General features: G+C 73.8%; 17 protein-coding genes. 8 read left to right on the top strand and 9 right to left on the bottom strand.

Annotation, left to right across the window (positions count from 1 at the left end):
• The first annotated feature begins 2 nt into the window (after positions 1-2).
• From CUT83_RS20820 to CUT83_RS20805, 4 genes are all read left to right on the top strand, one after another.
• Positions 3-626 carry a hypothetical protein gene (locus CUT83_RS20820; protein ID WP_101257359.1) on the top strand — a complete coding sequence of 208 codons (624 nt, stop codon included), beginning with the start codon at positions 3-5 and terminating at the stop codon, positions 624-626.
• Entirely contained in the window at positions 623-916 is a 294-nt protein-coding gene (locus CUT83_RS20815) for a hypothetical protein (RefSeq protein ID WP_101257358.1), read from the top strand. Before CUT83_RS20820 ends, CUT83_RS20815 begins: the two co-directional genes overlap by 4 nt.
• Positions 917-1,178: 262 nt before the next feature.
• Positions 1,179-2,990 (top strand): SPFH domain-containing protein, encoded by a 1,812-nt coding sequence (locus CUT83_RS20810; RefSeq protein WP_101257357.1) that lies wholly within the window; start codon positions 1,179-1,181, stop codon positions 2,988-2,990.
• Complete coding sequence (locus tag CUT83_RS20805) at positions 2,987-4,303, top strand: SPFH domain-containing protein (RefSeq protein WP_101257356.1); 1,317 nt, start codon at positions 2,987-2,989, stop codon at positions 4,301-4,303. Before CUT83_RS20810 ends, CUT83_RS20805 begins: the two co-directional genes overlap by 4 nt.
• A 159-nt stretch (positions 4,304-4,462) precedes the next feature.
• On the opposite strand, the gene CUT83_RS20800 is transcribed toward CUT83_RS20805, so the two are convergent.
• Complete coding sequence (locus tag CUT83_RS20800; RefSeq protein ID WP_206282580.1) at positions 4,463-4,912, bottom strand: hypothetical protein; 450 nt, start codon at positions 4,910-4,912, stop codon at positions 4,463-4,465.
• A 108-nt stretch (positions 4,913-5,020) separates the two neighbouring features.
• On the bottom strand, positions 5,021-5,509 hold the full coding sequence (locus tag CUT83_RS20795) for a helix-turn-helix domain-containing protein (RefSeq protein WP_194074722.1): 489 nt from the start codon (positions 5,507-5,509) through the stop codon (positions 5,021-5,023).
• A 214-nt stretch (positions 5,510-5,723) separates the two neighbouring features.
• Here CUT83_RS20795 and CUT83_RS20790 point away from each other — a divergent pair, with 214 nt between their 5' ends.
• Positions 5,724-6,899: a GGDEF domain-containing protein gene (locus tag CUT83_RS20790; protein WP_101257355.1), complete on the top strand. Its 1,176-nt coding sequence runs from the start codon at positions 5,724-5,726 to the stop codon at positions 6,897-6,899.
• A gap of 200 nt (positions 6,900-7,099) precedes the next feature.
• Here the strand turns inward: CUT83_RS20790 and CUT83_RS20785 are convergent, their stop codons facing one another.
• From CUT83_RS20785 to CUT83_RS20765, 5 genes are all read right to left on the bottom strand, one after another.
• Positions 7,100-7,516 (bottom strand): helix-turn-helix domain-containing protein, encoded by a 417-nt coding sequence (locus tag CUT83_RS20785; RefSeq protein WP_101257354.1) that lies wholly within the window; start codon positions 7,514-7,516, stop codon positions 7,100-7,102.
• A complete protein-coding gene (locus CUT83_RS20780) occupies positions 7,513-12,519 on the bottom strand; it encodes a DNA repair ATPase (protein ID WP_101257425.1) in 5,007 nt (1,668 codons plus the stop codon). Before CUT83_RS20780 ends, CUT83_RS20785 begins: the two co-directional genes overlap by 4 nt.
• Positions 12,520-12,663: 144 nt before the next feature.
• Positions 12,664-14,739: a flotillin family protein gene (locus tag CUT83_RS20775; RefSeq protein WP_101257353.1), complete on the bottom strand. Its 2,076-nt coding sequence runs from the start codon at positions 14,737-14,739 to the stop codon at positions 12,664-12,666.
• A 68-nt stretch (positions 14,740-14,807) separates the two neighbouring features.
• On the bottom strand, positions 14,808-15,488 hold the full coding sequence (locus CUT83_RS20770) for an OB-fold-containig protein (RefSeq protein ID WP_101257352.1): 681 nt from the start codon (positions 15,486-15,488) through the stop codon (positions 14,808-14,810).
• A gap of 262 nt (positions 15,489-15,750) precedes the next feature.
• Entirely contained in the window at positions 15,751-16,857 is a 1,107-nt protein-coding gene (locus CUT83_RS20765) for a PucR family transcriptional regulator (protein WP_101257351.1), read from the bottom strand.
• Between the two features lie 397 nt (positions 16,858-17,254).
• On the opposite strand from CUT83_RS20765, the gene nhaA reads away from it, so the two are divergent.
• Complete coding sequence (gene nhaA, locus CUT83_RS20760; RefSeq protein WP_101257350.1) at positions 17,255-18,622, top strand: Na+/H+ antiporter NhaA; 1,368 nt, start codon at positions 17,255-17,257, stop codon at positions 18,620-18,622.
• On the opposite strand, the gene CUT83_RS20755 is transcribed toward nhaA, so the two are convergent.
• Entirely contained in the window at positions 18,606-19,919 is a 1,314-nt protein-coding gene (locus CUT83_RS20755) for a cation:proton antiporter (protein WP_101257349.1), read from the bottom strand. The genes nhaA and CUT83_RS20755 overlap by 17 nt on opposite strands.
• Before the next feature lie 124 nt (positions 19,920-20,043).
• Positions 20,044-20,784, bottom strand: a complete 741-nt coding sequence (locus tag CUT83_RS20750) for a DUF4328 domain-containing protein (protein WP_158239040.1) — start codon at positions 20,782-20,784, stop codon at positions 20,044-20,046.
• Positions 20,785-21,134: 350 nt separating this feature from the next.
• On the opposite strand from CUT83_RS20750, the gene CUT83_RS20745 reads away from it, so the two are divergent.
• A complete protein-coding gene (locus CUT83_RS20745; RefSeq protein WP_412718320.1) occupies positions 21,135-21,428 on the top strand; it encodes a heavy-metal-associated domain-containing protein in 294 nt (97 codons plus the stop codon).
• Positions 21,429-21,513: 85 nt separating this feature from the next.
• A partial coding sequence (locus CUT83_RS20740) for a heavy metal translocating P-type ATPase (protein ID WP_143688603.1) occupies positions 21,514-22,873 on the top strand: 1,360 nt, incomplete at its 3' end.

Genomic DNA, 22,873 nt, shown 5'->3' with positions numbered 1-22,873 from the left:
AAATGAAGAAGGAAAGCAAGGACGCACTTCTGACCACTGCCTTGATCGCGGGGATTTCCGTTTCCGGCTTCCTGGGATATCGAGAGATATTTTTGGACGGCGTGGAAGATCTGCCGGACAGTGTATGCGAAGCCGCAGTCGACACTTCGATCGCCGACAGCGTGCTGCCGGACACAAGGGAAGTGACCGTGCACACCAGTCGAGGAAGGCCAGGGGATGACATCATATTCAGCTGCTCCCTGATAACGGAAGAGGAAAGCATCCTGTCCGCCAGGGCGGAGATGATGAAAACCAGCCAGGAATCCTGGCGCAACTACCATGCGGAAAACAAAGATGGAAAGCCCATCGACCTGACTGGTGGGATAGAGGCCACTTCCTGGCCCAGAGACGCGAGCATCTACATCCCCTGCACGCCTTCGGACCCCGAGGAGGGTGTGGGTCCGCGGCCGTATGCGCTGATCGTGACGGCGGGGATGTTCAGCGAGAGCCGGGCCTCGGGAGACGAACTCCGGCAGGCGATCGTGGACATCGGCTTCCAGGTTGCCGAACGCGCCTATGAGGTGGCCGAGTGCAAGGAGAAGACCGACTTCCCTCCCAGTCCCCCACGGGTGGTCGCATCGCGGTGAGAACGCACGGCCCGGCTCGCACGCGGGGCGCCGTCCTCCTGGTCCTGGCGCACGCGGTGGCGGGCTACCTCATCTTCCTGGCGTACATGTCCGGGACCGCCAATCCGTGGGAGCCGGACGCCGCCGCCCACTCCGGTTTCACAGCGGGGCCGGCGCTGCTGGCCACCGGTGTCTGCGCGCTGCTGACCTGGAGGTTCGTGAGAGCCGGGCGCCTGCGCCGGTGGTGGTACGCGCTCCCCGTGCTCCCGAACCTGGCCGCACTGCTGCGGCTGACCGTCCTCGCACCTTGAGGCCAGTGCCGAAGGTGCCTTACGGGCCACCGTGCCGCAAGGTGATCGCCTGACGGCGCTGATCCGTCCTCTGCTCTGCCGCCGCCCTGTTCCCGACGGTGGGTCGGTGCCGCCACAGACGGCCCGGAAGGTCCCGTACGGGTCACGATCCACGCCCGGCTTGGCCCCGGGCGGGCCGCGTGATGTGAGATGGAGTGGAACACCCGTACGGGACGAATACGACCGGAGACGGCGAAGGGCAGACGTGGCACGAACCCAGGACATGCGCAGAATCGCACAGTCGGTGGCCCAGGGGGCCGATCCGCGGGCCGTGGCCGAGGAGGAGCTGCGCCGGCGACGGCGCGGCGGTGACGGAGGCGGCGGAGGCGGCCAGGGCGGCGGGAACGCCGAGGGCGGCGCCTCCCGCCGGGAACCCTCCCAGCAGGACGGCATCGATCCGGCCGACTTCCCCGCCGCGCGGGAGCAGGGCGGCTCCATCGCCACCGTCATGACGCAGCAGACCGTTCCGCTGGCGGAGGCCGGGGAGGCCCTCAACCGCAGCGAGCAGCGGCGCGAGGGGGGCGGGCCGGTGCACGCCATCTGCCCGATGGTGCTCCCGCGCGGACGCTCCCTGCTGAGCATGCTCCCGGTGCTCATGCTGCTTCTGGTGGGCTTCGTGGGCTCCTTGACGGTGTCCGCCGCCGGCGGCAGCGCGCTGACCAACCCCCTGTTCGGCCTGCACTACTGGGTGCTTTCGGTGCTGGCCGTGGCCTTCGTGTGGTGGCGGCAGGGCATGGTGATGGTGCCGGACGGCTGCCAGGCGCTGATCACCCGCTTCGGGAAGCTGGAGCAGGTGGTCGGCCCCGGCCGGGTGATCCTGCTGAACCCGTGGAAGCGGGTGTCGTACATCCTCAACACCACCCGCGAGTACCCGTTCAACGCGCCGGTGCGCGAGGCTCCGACCCGCAGCGGGGTGAAGGCCTCGATCGACCTGTTCATCCAGTTCCGGATCAACGACCCGGTGGAGTTCGTCTACACCCTCGGCGCGGTCCGCGGCTTCGAGGAGAAGCTGAGCAACGCGGTCAGCGAGACCATCCGCAGCCTGATCTACGAGCAGGAGGCCGCGGGCATCTACGACATGGTCGGCGAGGACACCGGCCGGCTCCTGGAGCAGCTCAACCAGCAGTTCCAGCCGGCGGTGGAGCTGACCAACGCCAACATCACGCACGCCGAGCCCTCCGACCGCAACTACCGCATGGACCTGGCCGCCCCGGAGATGGTGCGGGTGGCCAAGGAGGCCTACACCCACGAGTACGCGCTCCAGCTCCGCAAGGAGCAGGACGAGGGCGACCTCACCAAGGAGCTGGCCGGTCTCCAGGAGACGTTCTCCGCGATCCAGGCGGAGATCGCCCAGTACCAGGCCCAGATGGACACCGCCGTCGAGCGGGAGACCAACCGGGCCCAGGCGCTGGCCCGGCAGCGCTATGTGCAGGCCGAGTCGGAGGCGAAGGCCAACGCCGCGCTGCTGGAGGCGCAGGCCCTGGACATCCGCGCGGTGACCGCCGCCGAGGCCCCGGAGATCCTGGAGTACCGCTACCGGCAGCAGATGCTCGACACCCTGGAGCAGGTGGCCGACCACCTGCCGCAACTGGTGCGGGTCGGCGGCTCGGAGGACGCCGACGGCACGGCCGGGGTCGACTTCCTGCGGCTGGCCCGGGAGATGATCGGCGAGCACGGCACGGAGCTGTTCACGGACGCCGACATGGCCGCCGTCCGCACCCGGCTGCGGGAAGTCTCCGAGCGCATCGAACGGCGCCAGGAGGAGATCCGCGCCCTGCTGGAGGAGGAGCGGCCGACCGTGCCGGCCGGGAGCGCGGCGGTCTCCGCCGGCTCGGAGGCCGCGGCCCCGGAAACGCCCGGCGGGGAGTCCGGTTCGCCCGGCGGGGAACCCGGTTCGCCCGGCGGGGAGTCCGGTTCGCCCGGCGGGGAGTCCGGGCCGTCCGCAGCATCCGAAGCACCCGGGGCGCCAACGGCACCCGAAGCGTCCGCGGCGCCCGCGGCGTCCGGCGACGACACCGAGGAGGCCGCGCAGTGAGCGCCGTATCCACCGCCCGCAGGTCGGTCATCTCCGAGGCCGTCGCCCCCTGGAGCGAGATCGCCCAGCTGCTGCGCGGCGGCGAGGCGGGCACCCTGGTCCCGGTCATCATCCCCCGCCAGCGCCGCCGGCTGTGGTGGCTGCTGCCGCTGTGGTTCGGGGTGTTCGCACTGCTGACCGGCGTACTGCTGAGCGCGGGCGACTCCGACGGGCTGACCGGCGCCGCCCGTGACTCCCTGGCCGTGCTCTCCTACGTCCTGGGCGTGCTCGCGCTGCTGGTCGGAGGGCTGTGGTGGTGGCGCTCCTCGATCGTGGAGATCGAGCAGGGCACCAACGGGGTGCTGACCCGCTACGGCGCGGTCACCCGCACCCTGGACCCGGGCCGCCACTATCTGTGGCACCCGTGGTCGCGGGTGGAGTTCGTGGTGGACACCGCCACCGAGATCCCCTACTCGGCCCCGGTGATGGCCTGCCCGACCCAGGAGAACGTGCCGCTGCGGTCGATCGAGTTCTTCCTGAAGTTCCGCATCACCGACGCGGTGCTGTTCGTGCGGACCATCGGCGCGGGCAACTTCGACCTGGTGCTCTCCAGCGCGGTGCAGGACGCCATCCGGCAGCGGGCGCGCCAGATGCGCACCGAGCGGGCCTACGACCTGCGGGGCTCGGACGTGGCCGACATGCAGGAGCTGCTCAACCGCCAGCTCTCCCGCTACGGGGTGCGCATCACCGGCTGCAACATCCCCGACGTACAGCTCCCGGCCCAGTACCAGCAGCACCTGGCCACCCGTGAGCGGGTCGCCAAGGAGCGCGCCGCGTACGACCAGGAGTGGGGCCTGACCCGCAAGCGCCGCATCGACAGCCTCCAGATGGACATCGAGCGGGCGAAGAAGGTGCGCGACGCGCGCATCGTCGAGGTGAAGGCCGCCCTGAACCGGGCGCGCGAGGAGGTGGCCCAGCTCCTGGAGGAGCAGGAGACCAACGCGCAGCGGGTGCGGTTCGAGATCGAGACCCGCGGGCGCAGCGGTCTGATCGCCGCCGAGAACGAGGCCCGCGCCCAACGCCGGCTGGCCCAGGCGTACCGGGACAACCGGGCGGTGCTCCAGTACGAGCTGGCCCGCCGCCGGCTGGAGGTCGGCGCGGCCCTGGCCGGCAGCGCGCCGCGGCCGGTCGTGGTGCGCACCGACGGCGCGGGCGGCGGCGACACCTCGGCGCTGTCCACGCTGCTGACGGCCCAGCTGCTGCCCCGGCTGGCGGCCCTGCCGCCGGCGGACCCGGCGCCGCGGTCCGCCGGAACGGCGGACGGCGAGGGCTGAGCCCCGTTTCGTCCCGTCCGCCCGGCTCCGGCCGGGCGGGGCAGGACCTCCCTCGCCCCGCGGGGCGAGGGAGGTCCTGCCCCGCCACCCCGCGCCACAACAAAGTAAGACCGGATCTAACCAAGATCCGGTCTTACTTTGTTGAGCCGACTTTCCCGGTCACATGAAGTCGCGGGTGTGGAGCGCGGAGAGTCCGGCCGCCTCGTCGGCGGGGAAGCCGAGGTGGACCAGGCGGCGCCGCCTGCCCTCGTCCATCTCGGCCTGGAGGGCCAGGACCGCGTCGTGGCCCCGGCCGATCGCCTCGGGGGTCCACTCGCCCGCGGCGAGCACCACCAGGGAGTCGAAGACGTCCGCGTTGAGGCCCGTGGTGTCGGTGAGGGCGTCGTGGCGGCGCTCCACGGCCGCGCGGAGCCTGCCGCGCAGGGCGGGGTCGACGGTGCCGCGGTGGTGGAGGTGGGCGACGCCGAAGGCGACGTGCCGGGCCTCGTCGCGGCGGGCCAGGGCCGTGACGCGGCGGGTGAAGACCTCCATGTGGCGGGCTTCGTCGGCCGCCTGCACGGCCAGCAGCTGGACGACCTCGCGGAAGTGCGGGTGGATGCGCGCCGGCATCACATGGCGGCGATCTACGTGAAACCCAGGGGTACGGGACGATCCGGACAACCACGCCCCTTAGGCGTACGTGTGAGGATCCGTCGGGTGCGGGAGCGTCGGGCGCGGTCAGGGCCGTGAGGGGCGGTTCTCCGGGTCCGGCGCGCCGGCGGGCGGGCCGTCCTCCTGCCGGGTGCGGGCGCCGGGCTCGCTCTCCAGGACGTGCTCGACGATCCTCGTCACGGCGGCGAGCCCCTCGGGGGACAGCTCCAGGGCGCGCAGGGCGAGCTTTCTGACGCCCATGTTGTGGGCCACCTTGGCGAGTTCGATCTCCGCGTCGGTGCGGGCCGCGGCGCGCTCGTCCAGGAAGTAGGAGGCGGGAACTCCGAAGAAGCGGGCCAGGGCCGCCAGGAGTTCGGTGGAGGGGTTCTTCTTGGTGCCCTTGCGCAGCGCCGACAGATAGGCGCCGCCCACCCGGACACCGGGCTCCGCGCGTTTGACGGCGGTGGCGACCTCCTCGTTGGTGTACCGGCGGCCCTTGGGGCCCTCCGGGCGGACGGTGTCGAAGAGCCGGTCGAGTCTCTCCGACAGCGTCCGATCCCCGCGGGTGTCGGACACCGCATCCACCTCCACCGCACCGGAACCGACCAGGAGTCGTCACCGCATCATAACTCCTGCCGACCGGACGGGAGTTGACAGGCCGGTCATTCGGAAGCCTAAACTCACTCATCGCATTCGCTCAACTACCAGTTGAGTAGAAAACCAAACGGTTCAACCGCAGGTTCACCACCGCCCATGCGCCGGACCGCACGACCGGGGGAGAAGGGGATCGATGAGTACTGCGCCGAGGACGACCGAGGAGCACGCGCCGTCCCCCTCGTGCTGTCCGGGAGGCGGCCATCACCCCCTGACCGATGACCTCACCGGGTTGCTGGTGAGGAGGGCCTGGGAGATCAGGGCCTCCCAGGCCCTCGCCTCCGCCCGCAGGCAGCACAGGCCGCTGGCGCTGCTGCTGGGCGACCTCGACCGCTTCAAGGCCGTCAACGACACCTACGGCCACCTCGCGGGGGACGCCGTGCTGCGCGCCGCGGCGGACGTGCTGCGCCGCGTCGGGAGCGCTGTCCGGAGTTCGGCCGGGGAGGCGGTCTGCGGGCGCTACGGGGGCCACGCGGGCGACGAGTTCCTGGCCCTGCTGCCCGGCGCCGGCGCCGAGGAGGCGATGGCCGCGGCCCGGCTCGTCCAGCAGGGCGTGCGGGAGATGTCCGTGCCGGCCCCGGTCAGCCGCGGCACCACCGTGACCATCACCGGGCAGACCGTCTCGCTCGGCGTAGCCGTCTGGGATCCGGCCGACCCCGCCCCGGGCGGGCTGTCGGACCTGCTGCTGGACTCCGACGTGGCGCTGCGGGAGGTCAAGCGCACGGGAGGCGGCCGCATCCGGCTGGCCGGCGCCCCCGACGCGCCCGATCCGCGCCCGGCGCCCCTCCTGCCCGGCCCCTTCCATGCGATACCGCCCGCCGCCCGGCCGAGCTGGCTGCCGTACGGCGGGACGCACCGCGCCGTACCCGCCGGCACCTGGTGGGACGCGGTACGGATGCCGGGGCGGACGGGTCTGCTGGTGCTCGACGCGCTGCTGCGCCACGGCGACCGGCCGCCCGGCCCGGTCATCGCCGACCTGCCCGGGGAGACCGGACCGGGCGGAGCGGCGGAAGGGGGCTGGGAGCGGTCGCGGATGTACTTCCTCATCCCGCCCAGGGTCGCCGAGCGCTGGGAGCTGCCCGGTACCCGTGTGCTGGGCCGCGGCTCCTACGTCGTCGTGCCCGACGCCGCCAGCGTCCGCCCGCCGGGCCTGCACTGGATCGTGCCTCCGGCCGCCGACCGCCGGCTGACCAGCATCCGTGCGCTGCGCGCCGCGCTGGAGACGGCGAAGGCGGTCGAAGCGGCCGAGGTGGCGGAGGCGGCGGAGGCGGCCGAAGCGACCGGGGGCACCGCGCCGGCCTCCTGTGCGTAAGGCCCGGATCCCCCGGGGAAGCGGCTCGCACCCCCTGTACGGGGGGTGCGAGCCGTACGGGGGGTGCGCGGCGTACCGGGCCCGCCGCTCCCGCTCCCGGACGGGCGTGGCCTTCGGCGCCTCCCGGCTGTCGGTCATACCGGCACTCTAGAAGCGCCTGCCCGCGCCTGTCCTGGCCTTCGTGCCACTCTCCGCGATCGTCATATGCCGCTGCGTGCCGGATCCCGTGGCGGGCGGGCGGGGATCCGTGAGGCGGGTCCGGCGAGGACGGGCCCGGCGAGTGGCTCGAACACCGGACGCGGCTCACCGCCCTCGAAGGTGAGCACGAAGGAGGCGTCCAGGGCCCTGGCCAGCCGGGAGAGCACCGCCAGGGTCGGCATGCCCCCGCCCAGTTCCAGCCTGGAGACCTGCGGCTGGCTCATGCCCGCCCGGCAGGCCAGTTCCGACTGGGAGATGCCCAGCGCCCTGCGGCGTCCGTACACGGCCCGGCCCAGGCCTTCGGAGACCCTCGCCCTCTCCCGGGCCCGGTCCGCCTCGTCGTGGACGTACTCCTCGCCGGACCACCGGTCGCGGGCGGCCCCGCGCCGGAGCCGGCCCCTGACCGCGCCGCGCCTCACAGTCCCGCACCTCCCGGCGTCTCCGGGACCGCCCCCGCGCCGGAAGCACCGGAAGCACCGGAAGCACCTGCGGCACCGGAGGCACTGCGGGCCCGGAACGCCTCCTTGACCTGGTGCCACCGCCGCTCCTGCTCCTCCGTCATACGGCCGCGCAGTTCGGCGAGTCTGAGCAGATTCGCCTCGGCGTCCGCCGACAGTGTGCGGGCCTCGGCCGTGTAGTGGTCGTCGATCAGCGCCTCGACCTCCTCGTCCGTCATCACCGGCGCCAGGCGACCGGCCAGCTTCCCCGTGTCGCGGTAGGAGCCCTGGAGGCGGAACGGCGGTTCGGTGCGGGCCGCCTCGTCGCCGGAGGCGGAGGCGATGTAGGCGGCGTTGACCGCCAGCACCGTGGCCCGCACCCGCAGCAGCCCGCGCAGCACGCCCAGCACCTGCTCCAGCTCGGCGGGCGAGTACGGGTGGGACAGGCGGTCGGGGCGCGCCGAAGGGTCGCCGTCGGCCAGCCGCACCAGCAGCTCGGTGTCGGCGCGCTCGCGCGAGGCCAGCGGCGCCAGCACCGGGTTGGCGGTGAGGGAGTTCTCGATGTGGCTGAACGCGAACAGCTCCTCCCGGCCGGACAGGACGTCGCCCAGGTTCCACACGTCCGCGCGGTTGGCGAGCATGTCCGGGACGCGGAAGCGGGCGCCGGACTCGGTGAAGGGGTTGCCCGTCATGCACACCGCGAACCGCTTGCCGCGCAGGTCGTACGTGGCCGGCCGGCCGTCGGAGAACCGCACTCCGTCCAGGCGGCGCTGGGCGTCGCACAGCGGGATGAAGCGCTGGAGCAGCTCCGGCGAGGTGTGCTGGACGTCGTCGAGGTGGAGCAGGACGTCGCTGCCCGCCTCCAGTGCGAAGTTGATCTTCTCGACCTCGCGCCGCGCGGTGGCGTCCGGTGCGGCGGCCGGGTCCAGGGAGGTGGTGCGGTGGCCCAGCGCCGGGCCGTCGACGCGGACGAAGGCCAGGCCCAGGCGGGCGGCGACGTACTCCATCAGCGTCGTCTTGCCGTAGCCGGGCGGGGAGAGCAGCAGGAGCAGCCCCTGGCTGTCGGTGCGGCGGTCCTCCCCCGCCGTGCCGAGCTGTTTGGCGAGGTTGTCGCCGATCAGCGGCAGGTAGACCTCGTCGATGAGGCGGTTGCGGACGAACGCGGGCAGCACGCGCGGCACGTACGCCTCCAGCCGCAGCCGCTCGCGCTCGGCTTCCAGCAGTGCGGCGCGGCGGCGGGTGTAGGCGCGGTGGGCCGGGACGCGGACGGTGCGGAACTCCTCGGTGCGGTCGAGGAACTCGTCCAGGCGCAGCGGCAGGGCGCCGCCGGTGATCCGCGGGTGGGTGCCCAGCAGCCCGGTGACGACGGCGGTCAGCGGGGCGTCCACGTCCCGGTGCTCCAGCGCCTCGCCGCACAGGGCGACGGCGACGGCCTCGGGCAGGTCGGGGGACGGCGCGGCGCCGCTCCCGGCGTCCGGCCCGTCCCCGCTCCCCTCCCGGGCGGCGGACTCGGCGTACGCGCCCAGCCAGGCCGCCGCGAGCTGGTGGCGGGCCGCCGGCGCCCCCGGATCGTCCGGCGACGAGCCGCCGAGCGCCCGCAGGTCCTCGGCGAACTCCTTGGCCGGGGCCGACTGGGCGCCGCCCAGCGAGGCGTGGAAGCCGTCCAGCAGGGCGCGGGCGGCGGGACCGACGGCGAACCGGCCGCCGCTGAAGGCCAGTTCCTCGGCCAGATACGTTCCCACCGCGGCCGGGCGCGGCGGTATTGGCAGCCCGGCGCTCTCCAGGAACTCCTGTGCCGAGCGGCCCAGTTCGGCGGCGAGCGGCGCCGGCGCGCCGCGCGCGCCGAAGACGGCGCGGGCCCGGGCCAGCGACTGGGCGCGCACCGTCCAGGCGGCGCGCGCCGCGTCGTTCGCGCCGTACGCCCAGAACAGCTGCGCCGCGGCCCGCACTTCAGGAGTGAAGCGCAGCAGCCCGGCCCCGGCCCGCAGCCGCAGCGCCGCGGCGAGGATCGCGGCGGCGTCGTGGTCGTGGACGCCCCGGTCGTACCCCTCGTCGTAGGCGGTCTCGGCCGCCCGGCGCACCAGCGGCAGCAGGCTCCCGGCGTCGGCTTCCCCCTCCCCCTCGCCCTCGCCCACGCCCGCCCCGGCCGCGTCGTACGGCAGGTCCGCCAGCACGCCGGCCGCCAGGTGCTCGGCGCGGTAGACGTGCGGAGACTCCGAGACCAGCGGCTGGTCCCAGAACTCGCGGGTGGCCGCGAAGTCCGGGTCGCGTACGGCGGCGCGGTAGCCGGTGCCGGAGACCGCGAAGGCCGGCCCGTCGCCGTGCGGGACCAGCGTCACCTCCAGCGGCCTGGTGCTCACCGCGAAGCGGTGGCGGCCCAGCCGCACGGTGCCGGCGCCCCCGCCGGCGTCGGCACCCAGCTCGACGCGGTCGCGCAGGGCGCGGTCCGCCTCCTGCCGGGCCGCCGCCAGGGAGGCGGTCAGCTCCTCGGCGCGCGCTGTGTCGCCCAGGGAGCGCAGCTCCTCGACAGCGGCGCGGATCCGGGCGACCAGCGGGTCGGCGGCGAAGTGGGCGGCCACCTCCTCGGCGGAGGCGAGGGAGGCGCAGCGGCGCGCGACGGTCTCCAGCACGCGCGCGGCGGACACCGCCAGGCGCTCGGCGCGCCGGGCGCGCTCGTCGAGCTGGGCCTGGCGGCGGGCGGCGAAGGCCTCGCGGATCTCCTCGCGCCGCTCGGCCAGGCGGGCCAGGAAGTCCTCGTGGGCGCCGAAGCGGGATTCCAGGTCCTCCAGGCGCACCAGCAGCCGCCCGAGCTGCTCGTCGCACTCGTCGGGGGTGGTGGCGGCGGCCAGCGCGCCGGTGACCGCCTGGCCCAGCAGGGCCGTCTCGGCGGCGAACTCCGCGCGTCCCTCGGCCTCCAGCAGTTCCCGGCGCCGGCCCTCCAGTACGGCGCGGGCGCGGTTGACGGCGGCCGTGGTCTCGCCGATCCGCTCCAGCACGGCCGTGCGCACGGTGGCGTCGCCGACCTCCAGGGAGCCGATCACCTCGGTGACGGCGCCGAGACCGTCGGCGTGGCCGGCGATCCGCTCGCCCAGTTCGTCGGCCTCGGCGGCCGTGGCGGCGAAGGCGGCGCGGTCGGCCAGTTCGGTCACGGCCGCGCCCACGCCGTCGAAGGCGTCCGCGCGGGAGAGGTCGGCCGCCGCCCGGCGGCCGGTGGCGGCCAGCGCCTCGTCGAGTTCCGCGCCGAGCGCGTCGATCCGGCCGGGGTCGGCGTGGCGCAGTTCGCGCAGGGTCTCCACCGAGCCCCGGGCGCGGCGCAGTCCGGCCAGGAGGTCCACCCAGCCGACCGCCTCCCGGGGAGCCTCGCCCCGGGCTCGGCGCACCAGCGCGGTGGTGCGCGCGGCCGTCTCCTCCACGGCCGCGGCGGCCCGCTCGCGCAGTTCGGCCACCCGCGCGTACTCGGCGACGGCCTGCCCGGCGGCCTCGCGCAGCGTCCGCAGCGGCGCGCCGAGCCCTTCCAGCTCCTCGGCCAGGCCGGGCGCGTCCAGCCAGTGGTGGCGGTCGGCGGCGCGGGCGCAGGCGGCGGTGACCGCCTCCAGGGCGGCCGCCGTGGGCAGCCCGCCGCCCGTACCCCGCGCCGTCCAGCCGGTCACCCCCTCGGCCAGCCGTACGACGGACAGGCAGTCGGAGATGCCGCGCACCAGCTCGGCGTTGCCGACGCGGGCCAGCGGCCCGTCCCCTGCGGGGCCGGCGGCGCGGGGGTGAAGGGCGTACGGGGTGTTCCACAGCCGTACCGGGTGCGCCGCCGTCTCCTCCCCGCCGGGCGCCCGGCCGAGCACGGCCAGGGTGCCGTCGTCGAAGAGGGCGTGGCCCAGGGCGGGGATCGGGGCGGCGGCCTCCTTGCGGATGAGGTTGTAGGACAGCAGCAGGGAGCGGCCCCGGGCGGGTGCGTGGAAGACGTACAGCACGTCCTCGCCGCCCGGCGAGCGCACCTCCGCCTCGAACTCCATCCCCTCGGTGTCCGTCTCGAAGGTGCGGGCGGCCGAGCCGGCGGGGGCGTCGGCGAGGTAGCAGCCGCCGGGGAAGACGACGCCCTGGTCGTCGGGGAGGCGGCGGCACGCCTGCCCGATGCCGTCCAGCCGCAGCACCTCGCCGGTGCGGGTGTTGAAGACCAGGTGGCGGTGGGCGGTCTCGTTGTACGGCAGCACGCGCAGCAGGACGAGATCGCCGACGCGGGCGTGGGCGATCTCGGCGTCGGCCAGGGCCTGCAGGGGGTCCTCGACGGGCTCGCTGTGGACGCCCTCGGCGGTCTCGGTGTCGTTGTCGGTCTTGACGGTGAGGAAGCCGCCGACGGTCGAGACGTACAGCGTCCCGCCGTCGACCGCCACATGGGGGTGGCGTCCGGTGACGTGGTCCTCGCGGGCGGCCGGCGTCCAGACGACGTCCTGGCCGGAACCGGTGGAACCCGCCGCGCGGTCGAGGTGGTCGCGCTCCCCCTCGGCGTCGAGGTAGGCGACCGTGCCGCCCACCTCGGCGCGCCAGCGCAGGACGCGGATGTCGGTGGCCCGCCCGCCGATGGAGAAGACGGCCAGCAGCAGCGGTCCGGTGCGGCGCAGCCGCAGCAGCCGGGCGTGCCGGTAGTAGCGGAACAGCTCCTCGACGTCGCGGTGGAGGCGCGGGTCGTCCAGCAGGCCGGGCACGGCGTCCGGGCCGGCGGGCTCGAAGGCGGGCGGGCCGCCGTCCTCCGTGCGCAGGCGGTGGAGGGTGAGCACGTCGGCGACCGACTCCGGCCGCCCGTGCCCGGCGGGCGGGTTGGCGCCCAGCAGCAGCGCCCCGCCGACGGCTACCGCGTCGCACGGCACCCGGGGCCGCCCGGTGTCCAGGCGGGCGGCGCCCGCCAGTTCCAGTCCGGCGTCTCCGAAGGCCTCGGTGCGGCGGTCGTCGAGGGCCCGTGCCCGGGCCGCGAGATCCGCCGCCGCGGCCGCCATCCGGTCCCGCAGAACCTCGTGGGCGCCCGCGTCCGGCCCCGCGTCCGGCCCCGCGTCCGGCCGCACCTCCGGCGTCCGGCGTGCCTCGGTTGCCACCTGCCCTCAACTCCTCGCTCGATCGGCGTCCTTCACAGGGTGTGCGGGTCAGCGGCCCGCGGATGTGCCGTTCCCGGCGGCGTGCGTACGGTCCGCCGCGCCGCCCGTCGTACCGGCCGAGCCCCCGGCCAGGGCCGACAGCGGCAGGTCGGCGACACCCGAGCCGCGCACCGCCTCCAGCAGGGAGGCCAGCTTCGGTGCGTCGGGGCCGCCGCCCGCGGCCAGCCTCGCCAGCAGGCCGGCCAGGGTCACGTCGCGCAGCCCCGCGGCGCCGAGCCCGGCGGTCACGGCGGTCAGGTCGTGCGTGAACGTCGAGTTCTCCTTGTCGAGCCAGGGGCCCGCCATGGCCTGGACGGTCTCGCTGCGGTTCACGAAGCCGTCGACGCTGCGGCCGGCGGCGATGGAGCCCACCAGCTTGTCGAAGAAGACCGAGTCCCCGCCGACGATGTCGATGTTGGCGTTCTCCAGGCCGGTGGCGATCAGGGTCGCCTGGGACTCGGCGATCTGCCGCTGGACGTCGATGCCCGCGATGCGGACCTCCTTCTCCGCCTCCAGCCGCAGGCGGTACTCCTCGTGCTCCCGGCCCGCCTCGTCCATCCGTGCCATGGCGCCGGCCTTCTCGGTGAGCCCCTCGGCCTCGGCCTTCAGCTTCTCGCGCAGCCCGTCGGCCTGGGCCAGGGCGAGTTCGCGCTCGGCCTCGGCCTCGGCACGGCGGGTCTTGGCGATGGCGTCGGCCATCCGCTCCTGGACGTCGGCCTCGGCCAGGCCCGCCGCGGCGGCCTCGGCCTTGCGGCCCTCGGCCAGGCGTACGGCGGCGGCCGCGTCCATCTCGGCGGCCTTGCGGCGCGCCTCGGCCATCGTCAGCTCCTCGGCCGCCCGGTGCCCGGCGGCCTGCTCGGCGGCCTCGGCCGCCTTGATGTCCTTGACCAGCCGCTCCTGGGCCTGGGCCTCGGCGGCGATGATCAGGGCCTGGCGCTCGCGCTCGGCCTCCTGAACCGTGCGCAGCTTCTTGATCTCCTCCTCCTGCTGCGCGACGGTCTTCTCCACCGCGATCCGCTCGCGGACCACGTCGGCGATGTCCCGCTTCTCGGCCTCGACCTCCTTGTCGGCGGCGATCCGGCGCAGCTGGGTCTCGCGTTCGCGGGCGATGACCTCCAGCAGGCGGTCCTTCTCGATGCGCTCGTTCTCGATGGCCACGACCCGGTCGCGGTTGAGCTTGGCGACGGCGATCTCGCGCTCGCGGTTCTCGTTCTGGATGCCGAGGGCCTCCTCGGTCTTCAGATGCGCGGCGTGGGAGCGCAGCCGCTCCTCGGCCTGGACGCGGGCGGTCTCGGCCTCCTCGCGGGCGCGCACGGTCTCTATCTCGCGCTGCTGGCGGATCTCGGCGTCGGCCTGGCGGCGCTCGAGTTCGAGGACGGCCTCGCGGGCCTCGACGTTCTGCCGGGTGATCTCCTTCTCCTCGCTGCGCTGGAACTCGTTGGTGCGCACGTGCTCCACGGCGGTCAGCTCGGTGATCTTGCGGATGCCCTGGGCGTCGAGGATGTTGTTGCCGTCGAGCTGCCTGAGCGGGGTCTGCTCCAGGTAGTCGATGGCCGCGTCCTCCAGGCTGTAGCCGTTGAGGTCGGTGCCGATGACGGCGATGATCCGGTCGCGGAACTCGTCGCGCTTGGTGTAGAGGTCGGCGAAGTCGAGCTGCTTGCCGACGGTCTTGAGCGCCTCGGAGAACTTGGCGTTGAACAACTCCTGGAGGGTGGTCCGGTCGCTGGCCCGCTCGGTGCCGATGGCCTGGGCGACCTTGATGACGTCCTCGACGGTCTTGTTGACGCGGACGAAGAACGAGATGCGGATGTCGGCGCGGATGTTGTCCCGGCAGATCAGCCCCTCGCCGCCGGTGCGGGCGATCTCGATGGTCTTCACCGAGATGTCCATCACCTCGGCCCGGTGCAGCACGGGCAGCACCACGGTGCCGGTGAAGGTCACGTCGACCTTGCGCATCTTGGAGACGATCAGCGCCTTGCCCTGTTCGACCTTGCGGAACAGGCGGCTGACCACGATCAGCAGGGCGATGCCCATGAGCATGAGCACGGCGATGAGCACGCCGAGGCCCGTGGAGATGACGTCCATGGCGGTGGGTTCCTTGTGAGGTTGTGTGCTTGAGGTCCGGTGGACGGGCCCGCGGCGGCGCGCGGGGGTCAGCGCGGCGGCCGGCCGGCGTCCGGACCGGGATCCAGTACGGGGTCGCAGGGCATGACGTGGAAGAAACCGCCGTCGGGGTCGTAGTCGAAGACCAGCGCGGTGCTTCCGGCGGCCAGGCCCGCGGCGTCCTCGCCCCGGGCCCGGACCTGGACCAGATGGACCGAGCCGTCGTCGGCGGCGATCTCCGCCTGCCCGAAGCGGTGGCTGACGTGCCCGGTGCGGATGGTGCACAACCGGCCGACGAGGTCGCGGTGGCCGGTGCCCGTCTCGCGCGGCGCCAGCCGGGCCAGCGGGCGGACCAGCAGCCGGGTCAGCACCCAGGCGGCGAGCAGCGCGGCGGGCAGGACCAGCAGGCGCGCCGGGGCGCCCCCGCCGGCCCGCTCGACCAGCACCGCACCACTCAGTGATGCGAACCAGGCAATCGAGATGAGGAGAGACAGGGAGACGGAAACCGGCGCCCCGCCGAGTCCGGCCGCCGCGAGAACCGCCGCGGGGCCGGTGGCCGGACCGGTACCGAAGTGGTCGCAGTGGCCGGCGTCGATGCTCTCACCCCCGTCGAGGGCATCGACGCCGACCGCTCCGACCAGCACCGTCAACCAGTACACGAGCACCACCACAAGTCCGAACCCGAACAGATTGGCGGGGAAGCTCATGGCCGTACGCATGAACTCGCTCATCGTTGCACCCCCGTACCGGTCGCGGCGTGACCTCATGCTGACAGTCCGGAACCGGGTCGCACATTGCCAGGATCCGGCAATCTTTACGCCGTGCTTACGTCCGGCAACCGGAGGGAACCGTCGGCGCGGCAGCCGTCGCCCGCCCCTTCGGGCCGGGTGGTGCGGGCTGTCCGGCCAGGCGGTTCGGCGGCCCCGGGGCGCGGGGAGCCGCGAGGAGCCGCGAGGAGCCGCGAGGAGCCGCGAGGAGCCGCGGGGCGGTCGGCTAGAGCGGCTTCTCCGGCCAGCCCAACAGCCGGGCGCCCATCGCGGCGGTCTCCAGGGTGTAGCGCTGGAGACCGTCGCCGGGGTCGTAACCGGTCAGCTCCCGGATGCGCGCCAGCCGGTACGACAGGGTCCGCACGCTCACGCCCAGCCGGCGGGCGGCCTCCGCGTTCACATAGCCCGCCGCCGAGCACACCGACAGGGTCTCCAGCAGCGGCGCGGCCCCGCCGCGGGCCTGGGTGAGCGGCCCCAGCACCGTGCGCACCAGATCGGCCATCGCCGCGCGGTCGCGCAGCAGCACCGGGAAGACCAGCATCTCCGCCGCGTTGAACCGGACCCCCTCCAGGCCGAGCCGGTCGGCGAGGTCCAGGGCCCCCAGCGCCTCCTCGTAGGAGCGCACCACGCCGCTGGGGCCGCTGTGGGACCGGCCGAGCGCCACCCGCCCGGCGGCGGGATAGCCCGGGCCGGGGTCCTCGGCGAGCCGGGCGAAGGCCCGCAGCACGGACTTGTCGGCGCTGGCGGCGATGCACACCAGCCGCCCGTCCTTGGTGGCGAGCAGCACGTCGCGCTCGCCGAAGCGGCCCACCAGCTCGCGCTCGATGCGGCGCACGGTGGGGTGCACGTCGTCGTACTTCTCGGTGCCCGAGGCCACCGCGACCGCGTGCGCGCGGGCCAGCCGCAGACCGAAGCGCTCGGCGCGCTCGGCCAGCCGGCCCAGGTCGCTGCGGCCGTAGAGCAGGTCGTCCACGAACTCGCGGCGCTCGGCCTCCTCCTGCCGTACCGCCAGCCGCTGGGCCCGCTCGTGCCCCTCTCCCAGCGCGGCCACCGCGGCCTCCACCGCGGCCAGCAGGGCGTCGCCGGTGCGGGCCCGCTCCGCGGCTGTGGCCGACCGGGCGATGCCCGGCAGGGTGCCCCACAGCCGGCGGGTCTCGGCGAGGTAGAGGCCGACCAGGTCGCGCAGGCCGTGGCCCTGCTCGGCGACCCGCTCGCCGGTCTCGCGGAAGGCGTCCAGCTCGGCGCGGCGCGGCAGCCGCCCGGTCCGGGATATCTCGGCGAGCAGTTCCGCGTAACCGCCGAGGAAGGCGTCGGGGAGCCTGCTGCGTCTCACCGGTGCCCCACCCCCTCTGCCGTTTCGCGCTTCCGCTCGTCCCCGGCCGTACGGCCGGCCGGGCCACCGGCACAGGGTAAGGGAGGGACGGGACCGCCGCGGCAGGGGTGACGGCGTGCGCGGCGGGGAAGGATCACGTCCGGTCGCCGCGGCGGAGGGCGGTGTGATCACCGTCACCGGCGAAACCGGGGCGGCCGGGGGCATTCGCCGACATGGACCGGGAGTTGCCGGGCACTACCCGACGGTACCCGCGCAGTCGTGCACGGATCCGCTCTTGCGCGGAAACAGCAGGTTGTGGGTACGGTGGTATGACAATCAAGATCATAAATGGTGTGCCGGGAAGTCTGGTCGGCGACGTTGTCCACGTACCCCGAAACCGACCCCGGGAGGTCACTCCATGTCCAACGCCCCCAAAGAGCGCACCTCCCTCTTCGGGCTGCCGTCGTTCCAGGAGCGCCGGTTCCTGCTGGAGGCGCTGCGCACCGAGACCGTCGGCGGGATGCTGCTGCTGGCCGCCGCGGTGGTGGCGCTGGTCTGGGCGAACTCTCCCTGGGGGAGCCTGTACGAGTCGGTCCGCGACTTCCACTTCGGCATCTCCTCCCTCCACCTCGACCTGTCGGTGGGGCACTGGGCCTCGGACGGCCTGCTGACGATCTTCTTCTTCGTCGCCGGCATCGAGCTGAAGCGCGAACTGCTCCTGGGTGAGCTGCGGCGCCCGGCCGCGGCCGCGCTCCCGGTGGTCGCCGCCGTGTGCGGCATGGTGGTGCCCGCCCTCTTCTACGTCGCGGTCAACGCGGCGGGCGGCGGCCAGATGGACGGCTGGGCCATCCCCATGGCCACCGACATCGCCTTCGCCCTCGGCGTGCTCGCCGTGATCGGCACCAACCTGCCGTCGGGCATCCGGGCCTTCCTCCTCACCCTCGCCATCGTCGACGACCTCGGCGCGATCCTCGTCATCGCCGTCTTCTACACCTCCGCGCTGAACCTGCCCGCCCTGGGCGGGGCGCTGGCCGGACTGGCGGTGTTCTGGTTCCTCCACCAGAAGCTGCGGGTGCGCGGCTGGTACGTGTACGTGCCGCTGGGCCTGGTCATCTGGGCGCTGATGCACGCCAGCGGGGTGCACGCCACCATCGCCGGTGTGGCGATGGGCATGCTGCTGCGGGTGGTCCCGACCAAGGGCAGCGAGGGCTGGCCCACCGAGAAGGAGTCCCCGGCCGAGCGGATCGAACACCTGGTGCGGCCGCTGTCGGCGGGCTTCGCGGTGCCGGTGTTCGCCCTCTTCGCGGCAGGCGTCGGCGTCTCCGGCGACGCGCTGGGCGAGACGTTCCGCCGGCCCGAGTCGCTGGGTGTGATCCTCGGCCTGTTCGCGGGCAAGCTCATCGGCGTCTTCGGCGGCACCTATCTGGCCGCCCGCTTCACCCGCGCCCGGCTCAGCGAGGACCTGGAGTGGGCGGACGTGGCGGGCGTCGCGCTGCTGGCCGGCATCGGCTTCACCGTCTCGCTGCTGGTGGGCGATCTGGCCTTCGCGGACAACGCGGAGACCGGCGAGTACGTCAAGGCGGCCGTCCTGCTCGGCTCGCTGCTCTCCGCGGTGGCCGCCGCCGTCTTCCTCAAGTTCCGCGACGCCCGCTACAAGCGGCTGTGGGAGGAGGAGAACCGGGACGACGACCACGACGGCATCCCCGACATCTACGAGCGGTCGCGGGGCACGGTCACCGAGGGAGCCGCCGGCCGGGCCGACCGGGAGGTCAACCGCGAGGGCTGACGGCGCCCTCCCCGGCCCCTCCGGAGTCCGAAGTGCCGCTTCCGGCGTCGTCACCGCCGCCCGCACCACCCCGGCCGCGCCCGCCCACCGGCAGGCGCGGCCCCTTCCCGTCGCCCGGGATGCCCGCCAGCTTCTCGAGGTCGAAGACCCGCGCGATCGGCACGTCCGTGCTGCTGTGGGCGACGATCGAGAAGGCGATGGTGACGGCGATCAGCGTGAAGGCGTCCTCGGCGCGCGGGACGCCCGACTGGAGCACCAGCAGTCCGTAGACCACCGAGGCGAAGCCCTTGGGCCCGAACCAGGCCGCCGTGAGCCTCTCCTTGCGGTCGAAACCGGTGCCCACCAGGGACAGCAGCATCGAGGCCGGGCGGATCAGCACGATGGCCAGGACCGCGACCACATAACCACCGAAGGTCAGGTCCCCGAAGAGCTGCGGGGTCAGCAGCGCGCCGAAGACCAGCAGCGCCGCGAACTTCGCCAGCTCCGCCAGGGACTCCCCCAGCGGCTCGAACGCCTCCTTGGCCTCCGGGGAGACCGCGGCGATCACCGCGCCCGCCGAGAAAGCGGCGAGGTAGGGGTTGGCGTGGGTGAGGTGGCAGGCGGCGTACAGGGTCACACCGACGGCCAGCGGCAGCAGCGGCTGGAGCCTGGGCTCGGCTCCCAGCAGACGGAAGCGGACCAGCCAGTTCGCCAGCAGCGGCAGCAGGACGCCGAAGAGCAGGCCGAGGACCAGCTCGGTGGCGATCGCGGCGAAGTCGGCGTCCTCGGCGTGCCCGGCCGGCGCGGCGGCGGCGATGAGGATCAGGACGAAGGGCAGTGCGAGACCGTCGTTGACGCCGCTTTCGATGTTGAGGAGCTGCCGCAGCTTCGCGGGCACCTCCTCGCGGCCCACGATCGCCGAGGCGAACACCGGGTCGGTGGGCGCCAGTACCGCGCCCACCAGGAAGGACGTCGTCCAGTCCAGGCCGACCAGGAAGTGGGTCAGCAGCGCGACGCCGAGGAAGGCCAGCGGCATGCCCAGGCCGAGCGCGCGGACCGGATTGCGCCAGGCCCGGCGCAGCGCGGGGAAGGAGACGTGCATGCCGTCGGTGAACAGCACCGCGAACAGGGCCAGGTCGGCGGTGGCCGCCACGATGTCGCTGTCCGGGGTGATGTGGATCAGCCCCAGGAAGCCGTCGCTGACCAGCGCGCCGCCCACCAGGAACAGCAGCGAGGTGGAGAGCACCGACCGGGCGGCCAGCCCGGACAGCAGCACCGCTGTGAGCAGCGCCACTCCGAACACCATGACGAGTACCACGAGAACACTCTCCCCAGGACGCGGACTCCGGCCGCCGGACCTGCCGTGCGCGGGCCCCGACAGGCGGGCACCCTACCGCTGCCCCGGAGCGGCCCGGGACAGGGGTGCCGGGCGGGCGGGCGGATCAGACCGGAGCCGCGGCGAGGGCCGCGCGGTGCTCCTGGAGGGTGTGCTGCATGGCGGTGATCCTGCGGACGACGAGGATCGCCAGCACGGCGGCGAGGATGTCGACCCCGTCGGCGAAGAGGTAGGAGGAGACGGCGCTCCCGAGTTCCTCGAGGGTCTGCGCGTCCTGGTACCTGCGGGACGCGAACCGGCTGGACGCCCAGGTGAGCAGCCACAGCAGCCACCAGCAGTTGAGCAGTCCGCCGGGAAGGCGTTCGCGGACCGTGCCGTCCGGCCCCGGCGGGGTGCTGGCGTCCCAGATGTCGTTGGCGATCTTCTTGGGGAACCAGAGGTTGACGACGGGCACGAACCATCCGCCGATCGCCCAGCCCGGCCTCATCCGCTGGCTCGCGGCGTCGAACGTCTCCGCGTTGAGCCGGGAGCGGTGGAACCACATCAGGAACGGGATCCCCGCCGCCACCAGCGCGGCGAACTGGACCACACCGGCGGCGAAGTACAGCGACTCCGCGCTCTCCAGGGCCCCGGTGGAGCCGTACCACGACGACTGCGCCTCCTCCTCCAGGAGCCCGGCGAACCGGGAGCCGGCGAGGATCGCGAACAGATCCGAGGCCACGACCGCCCCCAGCAGCGCGACGGTGACGGTCGCCAGGGTCCGGGTGGACTGCCAGCGCAGATACGGCGACTCCCCCTGCTTCCGGCGGGTCCGTTCCACCACCCGCAGTTCCTCGTCGGTCAGCACCCACCAGGACTGCCCCGCGGGCGTGCCCTTCCCGGCGGATGCCGCGGGTGCGGTGGATGCCGCGGGTGCCGCGGATGCTGTGGGCGCCGCGGGTGCTGTGGGCGCGGCGGACGACGGCGCCGTGTCGCCGCACGCCGGGCACCGGTTCCCGGCCGCCTCGCCCCGTCCCTCCCCGCCGGCCTTCCTGTCTTCTCCGCCCTCGCACTCCGTGCACGCCATGGCTTCGCCCCCCTGCCCCTCGATGATCGTCCGCCGCACCCTACCGGCCCCCTGGACGGCCGCCCCACGGTTTTCCCGGGGATCCCGGAGGGGTCGCGCCGGAGCCCATTTGGCTAATACCCCCTAGGGGTATAAAGTCGAGAGTGTCGGAACATCCGCCCGGTCGTCCGGGCGTTTCCGCGCACCGATCCGAGGGAGCAGAGTCCATGAGCACCGTCACCACCACCTACAAGGTCACCGGCATGACCTGCGGCCACTGCGAGGGCGCCGTCAACAGCGAGGTCTCCGGGATCGACGGCGTCACCGAGGTGAAGGCCGTCGCCTCGACCGGTCTGGTGACCGTCACCTCCACCCGCGAACTGGACGACGAGGCCGTACGCGCCGCCGTCGACGAGGCGGGCTACGAGCTCGCCGGCCGGGCCTGACCGCCCGCGACCACCGCCTCCGCCGGACCGTGCCGGCCGCGCGCCCGCGCCGCCGGCACGGTCCGGCCCCCGCCCGGGAGAGAGCATGACCACCACCACGACATCCGGTACGCAGGCGCCCGCCGACGAGGTCGAACTCGCCATCGGCGGGATGACCTGCGCCTCCTGCGCCGCCCGTGTCGAGAAGAAGCTCAACCGGATGGACGGCGTGAGCGCCACGGTCAACTTCGCCACCGAGAAGGCGCGCGTCAGCTACGCCCCCGGTGTGAGCGTCGACGATCTGATCGCCACCGTCGAGAAGACCGGCTACACCGCCCAGCCGCCCCCGCCGCCCGCCCCCGCGCGGCCGGCGCGCCCGGAGGCCGGGACGCGGGCCGGGGCCGGGCAGAGCGGGGGAGAGGGCGAGGGCGAGCGCGAACTGGCCTCGCTGCGGCAGCGTTTCCTGGTCTCCCTGGTCCTGTCGGTGCCGGTGGTGCTGCTGTCGATGATCCCGGCCCTCCAGTTCGACAACTGGCAGTGGCTGTCGCTGACCCTGGCCGCGCCGGTCGTGGTGTGGGGCGCGCTGCCCTTCCACCGCGCGGCGTGGACGAACGCCCGGCACGGCGCGGCCACCATGGACACCCTGGTCTCACTGGGTACGGCCGCGGCCCTGGGCTGGTCGCTGTGGGCGCTGTTCCTCGGTGACGCCGGCATGCCGGGAATGCGGCACGGCTTCGAGCTGACCGTCTCCCGCTCCGACGCCTCCTCCGCCCTGTATCTGGAGGTCGCCGCCGGGGTGACGACGTTCATCCTGCTCGGCCGCTATCTGGAGGCGCGCTCCAAGCGGAGCGCGGGCGCCGCCCTGCGTGCCCTGCTGGAGCTGGGCGCCAAGGAGGTCACCGTGCTGCGGGAAGGGCGCGAGGAGCTCGTCCCCGTGGCCGAGCTGGCCGTCGGGGACCGCTTCCTGGTCCGCCCCGGCGAGAAGATCGCCACCGACGGCACCGTGGTCGAGGGCTCCTCGGCCGTGGACGCCTCGATGCTGACCGGCGAGTCGGTGCCGGTGGACGTCTCGGCCGGTGACGCGGTCACCGGCGCGACCGTCAACACCTCCGGCCGGCTGGTCGTGCGGGCCACCCGTGTCGGCTCCGACACCCAGCTCGCCCGGATGGCCAAGCTGGTCGAGGACGCCCAGAGCGGCAAGGCCGAGGTGCAGCGGCTGGCCGACCAGGTCTCGGCCGTCTTCGTGCCGGTGGTGCTGCTGATCTCGCTGGGCACCCTGGGCTTCTGGCTCGGCACCGGCGGAGGGCCGGCCGCGGCCTTCACCGCGGCCGTCGCCGTCCTGATCATCGCCTGCCCCTGCGCCCTGGGCCTGGCCACCCCCACCGCCCTGATGGTCGGCACCGGACGCGGCGCCCAGCTCGGCATCCTCATCAAGGGCCCCGAGGTGCTGGAGACCACCCGGCGTG

This window comes from Streptomyces barkulensis, from assembly GCF_002843305.1.
Lineage (GTDB): Bacteria > Actinomycetota > Actinomycetes > Streptomycetales > Streptomycetaceae > Streptomyces > Streptomyces barkulensis.
This window is presented reverse-complemented; position numbering and strand designations above follow the sequence as displayed.

Bases quoted from the DNA above. Each gene is read 5' to 3' on its own strand.
- CUT83_RS20820 (WP_101257359.1), top strand. From the start codon at position 3: ATGAAGAAGGAAAGCAAGGACGCACTTCTGACCACTGCCTTGATCGCG.
- CUT83_RS20800 (WP_206282580.1), bottom strand. From the start codon at position 4,912: ATGCCGGCGCGCATCCACCCGCACTTCCGCGAGGTCGTCCAGCTGCTG.
- CUT83_RS20780 (WP_101257425.1), bottom strand. From the start codon at position 12,519: ATGGCGGCCGCGGCGGCGGATCTCGCGGCCCGGGCACGGGCCCTCGAC.
- CUT83_RS20790 (WP_101257355.1), top strand. From the start codon at position 5,724: ATGAGTACTGCGCCGAGGACGACCGAGGAGCACGCGCCGTCCCCCTCG.
- CUT83_RS20770 (WP_101257352.1), bottom strand. From the start codon at position 15,488: ATGAGCGAGTTCATGCGTACGGCCATGAGCTTCCCCGCCAATCTGTTC.
- nhaA (WP_101257350.1), top strand. From the start codon at position 17,255: ATGTCCAACGCCCCCAAAGAGCGCACCTCCCTCTTCGGGCTGCCGTCG.
- CUT83_RS20775 (WP_101257353.1), bottom strand. From the start codon at position 14,739: ATGGACGTCATCTCCACGGGCCTCGGCGTGCTCATCGCCGTGCTCATG.
- CUT83_RS20810 (WP_101257357.1), top strand. From the start codon at position 1,179: ATGCGCAGAATCGCACAGTCGGTGGCCCAGGGGGCCGATCCGCGGGCC.